Here is a 2,966-nt window from a genome sequence, read left to right as displayed (position 1 = left end):
GCTCGCCGAGACCCGCCAGCGCGGGCACGCGCGGGAGGCCGGCGAGGTGACCGCCGGGCTCTCGAGCGTCGCCGCGCCGGTGCTCGACCACAACGACCATCCGGTAGCGGGGATCGCCATCACCTACCCCGCCGGAGAGGCCGACGTGGGCAGGCTCGCGGACGCGGTCGCCGCGACCGCGGCGCTGCTCGGGCGGCGCCTGGGTGGGCGCTGAGCGCGATCGTCAGGTCAGCAGCAACCGGTCCAGCCGCCGGCGCACGATCCACAGCCCGACCAGGCCCATCACCGCCAGGTAGGCGACGGAGACCAGCGATGCCCACGACACGGTCCCGGTCGTCAGCTCACGGCACAGTACGACGCCGCGGTAGAGCGGGGTGCACTCGACGACCCACCGGACGGGGCCGCTGTAGGTGTCGACCGGGAAGAACGTCGCGGAGAAGAGGAACATCGGCACCTGGAAGAGCGTGATCTTGTCGAAGTCCTGGAAGGTCTTCATCCAGGTCGTCGCCGCCATGCACACCGCGCTGAACGCGAACCCGATCAGCAGCACGGCGGGCAGCGCCAGCACGGCCCACCACGACTCGACCAAGCCCATCGCGAGCATCACCAGCAGGAAGGCGACGGCGTACGTCGAGCCGCGCAGCTGGCCCCAGGCGATCTCGCCGCGGGCGACGTCGGCGGTGGTCAGCGGCGTCGCCAGCATCTGGTCGTAGAGCCGGGTGTACCGGAGCTTGAAGAACACGTTGTAGGTCGAGTCGAGCAGCGCACCGTTGAACGCGGAGGCGGCCAGCATCCCCGGCGCGACGAACGCGGCGTAGGAGAGCTCGCGACCGGAGACCTCGAAGCCGTCGACGAGAGCGCCGACGCCCAACCCGATCGAGAGCAGGTAGAACACCGGCTCGAGGAAGCCGGTGACGAACAGCTTCCACGCATTGCGGTAGCTGATGTAGTTGCGCAGCAGGATCATCCGCAGCGCGTCGACCGGGCGGGGCGCCCGGGCCCGCACCTGCGCGTCGGGCGAGGTCACCGCGGCCGCGCTCATCTCTCCATCCGCTTCGCCAGCCCCGAGACCGACCAGAACCAGCCGGAGACGATCAGTGCGACGAGGACGGCCGTGTTGACCGCGGCCACCCACCAGGTGACGTTGTCGAGGGCGAACATCCGAGACAGGTTGACGCCGTGCCACAGCGGGGTGAGCCGTGCGAGCCAGGCGCCGACCTCACCGAGATTGGCGACCGGGAAGAACGCGCCCGAGAAGAGGAACAGCGGGAACACGCCCAACCGGAAGATCAGCCCGAAGGCCTGCTCGGAGTGCAGTCGCGTGCTCAGGCCGTAGACCCAGGTCGCGAAGGCCACCCCGACCAGGACCTGGCTGGCGAACGCCGCGAACGGCCCCCACCACGACTGGTAGACACCGAAGGGAACCATCACCAGCCCGTAGACCGCGCACGTCGCGGCGAGGTGCAGGACGACCGAGGACAGGTGCGCGCCCACCACGTGCCGCGGCTCGAGCGGCGTGGCCAGCATCCCTTCGTAGGTCCGCTGCCACTTGATCATCCCCATCACGGGGTAGGTCGTCTCGGCCACCGCCGTCTGCATCGCGTGCGCGGCGATCAGGCCGGGGGCCACGAAGGCGAGGTAGGACGAGGCGCCCTCGAGTGTCGCGGCGCCGGCGTCGACGAAGCCGCCCAGCAGCACGCCCATCGCCAGGACGTAGAGGAACGGGGTGAGGAAGGACGACGCGACGACCCCGCGCCAGGTGCGGCGCCACAGCGTGGCCCAGTAGTCGGTCTGCCTGCCGACGCCCTCGAGGAGTCGCAGCCCGGTCGCCGTCGAGCCGGGCTCGGTCGACCCTCCGCCGATGGGCAGGCCTGTGGAGGCCATCAGTCGACCAGCGTCCGTCCGGTGAGGTGGAGGAACACGTCCTCCAGGGTGGACCGGCGGACCAGGCTCGCCAGCGGCTCGAGGCCCCGCTCGTGCACCTTCGCCAGCACCTCCTCGCCGTCGGCGGAGTAGACCAGGAGCCGGTCGGGCAGCGCCTCGACCCGCTCCCCCAGGTCGGTGACCTTCTCGGCGAGCGCAGCGTGCTCGCCGACCCCGAAGCGCAGCTCGGTCACCTCACGGGTGGAGTGCTCCCGGATCAGGTCGTGCGGAGCGCCTTCGGCCACGATCACACCCTTGTCCATCACCACGAGCCGGTCGCACAGCTGCTCGGCCTCGTCCATGTAGTGCGTCGTCAGCACCAGCGTCACGCCGGCCTGCTTGAGCCGGAACAGCTGGTCCCAGAGCAGGTGGCGGGCCTGGGGGTCGAGCCCGGTGGTCGGCTCGTCGAGGAGGAGCAGCTCCGGCCGGTTCACCAGGGAGCGCGCAATAGAGAGCCGGCGCTTCATCCCGCCGGAGAGCTCGTCGACCTTGGCCGTGGCCTTCTCCGCGAGCTGCACGAAGTCCAGCAGCTCGCGGGCGCGCTCGCGCACCACGTCCCGCGGCAGCCCGAAGTAGCGGCCGTAGATGTAGAGGTTGTCGAAGACGCTCAGCTCGATGTCGAGATTGTCCTCCTGCGGACACACGCCGAGCCGGGCGCGGATCGCCGGACCGTCGGCGGCCGGGTCCATGCCGAGGATCCGGAGCTCCCCGCCGGAGACCGGCGACACCGCCGCGATCATCCGCATGGTGGAGGACTTCCCGGCGCCGTTGGGCCCGAGGAACCCGAACGCCTCGCCCTTCCGCACATCGAGGTCGATGCCCCTGACCGCTTCGAAGGGGCTCGCGCCCTTGTCGAAGGTCTTGCGCAGACCCCGGGCGCGGATCATCGAGTCGGTCACCCGACCGATCCTAGGGACCCGGATCGACATCGCTCGACCGTTCGTCGCCTGCGAGGCCGGCGCGGTGCCGCCACCACGCCAGGGCGGCGCCGCCCTCGGACTCACCGTAGGCGCGGGCCATCGCCACGGCCGCCGCCTCCAGTG

Annotated in this window: 4 protein-coding genes; 1 reads left to right on the top strand and 3 read right to left on the bottom strand. The window is 70.8% G+C overall.

The window, feature by feature from the left end:
* Positions 1 to 214: IclR family transcriptional regulator domain-containing protein (locus E7Z54_RS08520; RefSeq protein ID WP_276606212.1), on the top strand; the 214-nt coding region annotated here is incomplete at its 5' end.
* Between the two features lie 9 nt (positions 215 to 223).
* On the opposite strand, the gene E7Z54_RS08515 is transcribed toward E7Z54_RS08520, so the two are convergent.
* The 3 genes from E7Z54_RS08515 to E7Z54_RS08505 are packed head-to-tail and all read right to left on the bottom strand — an operon-like array spanning position 224 to position 2,822.
* On the bottom strand, positions 224 to 1,042 hold the full coding sequence (locus E7Z54_RS08515) for an ABC transporter permease (protein WP_136432826.1): 819 nt from the start codon (positions 1,040 to 1,042) through the stop codon (positions 224 to 226).
* Entirely contained in the window at positions 1,039 to 1,884 is an 846-nt protein-coding gene (locus tag E7Z54_RS08510; protein WP_136432824.1) for an ABC transporter permease, read from the bottom strand. Before E7Z54_RS08510 ends, E7Z54_RS08515 begins: the two co-directional genes overlap by 4 nt.
* Entirely contained in the window at positions 1,884 to 2,822 is a 939-nt protein-coding gene (locus tag E7Z54_RS08505) for an ABC transporter ATP-binding protein (RefSeq protein ID WP_431188801.1), read from the bottom strand. The genes E7Z54_RS08510 and E7Z54_RS08505 overlap by 1 nt, the downstream gene beginning before the upstream one ends.
* Between the last annotated feature and the right edge of the window lie 144 nt (positions 2,823 to 2,966).

Source organism: Nocardioides sp. (genome assembly GCF_004803405.1).
Lineage (GTDB): Bacteria > Actinomycetota > Actinomycetes > Propionibacteriales > Nocardioidaceae > Nocardioides > Nocardioides vastitatis.
Note: the sequence above shows the minus strand (reverse complement) of the source record. Positions and strands in the feature narration are given on the sequence as shown.